Below are 1635 nucleotides of genomic sequence, written 5' to 3'. Positions count from 1 at the left end.
TTTTAAAAAAATTTGCACAAAACATTTTACACCTTAAGCTAGTTTTTCTTTAAATTTGCGATACAAAAGAGGAAGTTATTTATAAAAATGACCAGTAACATGTTTTCGTGAAAAAAAATATTTTCAAATTTCATCGTGAGGAGCTAACAAAACAAGTTGCCCACAGCATTTCACAAAACAACCTTTTGATACAAAGATATCCCTTCTGCTTGCTTTATTTTGCATAGAGCATCACTCTCATCATCAACGTAAACCCTCCATAAATTAGCACTCGATGCGTATTCCACAAAAAGCCTCCCACCACCATAATCTCAGTATACATCTCCAGAATAGTAATCCATACGCATCCCTATAATGATCATTCATAAATCATGATCTACTGTCACTATTTCCCCTCCATTTTCACGCATATTTGCCCATTTGGAACATAATGGTTCAGAAAGCATTGTATCTCCAGCATCATTCAAGGAGATAAACACATGGAAACTCGCATTCCTGAAGACACACCTTTCGATACCCATTTTTTAGGAGAAACATCCATAGAAACGGAGTATCCCTTTTTCCACACATCCATTTCATGGTCGGCAATCTTTGCTGGGGTGGTGACAGCACTGGCAACATCAATCTGCTTGTCTTTTCTGATCACAGCTTTAGGCTTCAGTCAAATGGACTTCACCTCAACAGCACCTTTTGAAGGCACCTTTCTCTCCCTTGGAATTGGATCACTCGTTGTTATGCTTATCAGCATTGCTTTGGGAGGTTTTGTGGCTGGACATTTTGCAGAGTCTTCAGGCGCACTTCACGGCTTTTTAACTTGGGCTCTCTTAACACTTCTTATGACAATCCAAGCCATCTGGTTGGTCTCAAATGCTGCAAGCTTAAGCGCTAAAGCCGCTATCGAAAACACTTCCATGATCCAACAATCCGTTGACAACCTCAAAACAAATCCTTCTCCCCTGTTTACAAAATTAAACGGCGAAAGTGTTGAGAACTTTTTGACAAAGAAAAAGGACAATGGCGTCGATTTTGACAAACTGCGCAATGAATTACGTACACTTCTCAATAAAAGTGACATTCCTGCCCTCAATCCGGAACACTTGAAGCAGTCCTATCAGGAAGCTCTCAAAGATATCGGTTCCACAATAACAGCTTTCAAAAACGACCCTTCTCACTATCGCACATATCTGAAAGATCTCAGTGAACGTCTTTCTGATCGCATCCAAACCATTACCACAAAGTTTGATCAAAGCGATATCATCAACAACCTTATGAACAACGGCATGACACGTGCAGATGCACAAACAAACGCCAACCGCGCAGTTTATGTTTATCAAACGGCAGAAGCAAAAACCGAAGAAGCACTTAAAGCCCTTGAAGAGCAGGCTAAAACACTGTCTCACAAGCTAGACACATCCATAAAGGATGCGCGTCACATGGGAAATAAAGCCGCCAAAACAGCATCGCATATGGGCTGGTGGGGCTTTTTAGGAGGCTTGATTGGTGCCATGATTTCCAGTGTCTGTGGCTATTATGGCTACAGAAACCGTAAAGACTCTTTTATGCCTTAAAAACTTTTGCCCCATAAAGCATAAAACCTATAAAAAGCTGTACTATCCCTACAGCTTTTTTTGTAAA

General features: G+C 40.5%; 1 protein-coding gene. It reads left to right on the top strand.

The genetic code is table 11. From position 1 onward, the window contains the following. The first annotated feature begins 479 nt into the window (after positions 1-479). A complete protein-coding gene (locus GQO39_RS08435) occupies positions 480-1568 on the top strand; it encodes a YrzE family protein (RefSeq protein WP_156851760.1) in 1089 nt (362 codons plus the stop codon). Positions 1569-1635 lie beyond the last annotated feature (67 nt).

The organism is Bartonella refiksaydamii, from assembly GCF_902652675.1.
GTDB lineage: Bacteria > Pseudomonadota > Alphaproteobacteria > Rhizobiales > Rhizobiaceae > Bartonella > Bartonella refiksaydamii.
Note: the sequence above shows the minus strand (reverse complement) of the source record. Positions and strands in the feature narration are given on the sequence as shown.

What these genes read in the sequence shown, in the direction of transcription:
- GQO39_RS08435 (WP_156851760.1), top strand. Translation starts at nt 480, where the DNA reads ATGGAAACTCGCATTCCTGAAGACACACCTTTCGATACCCATTTTTTA.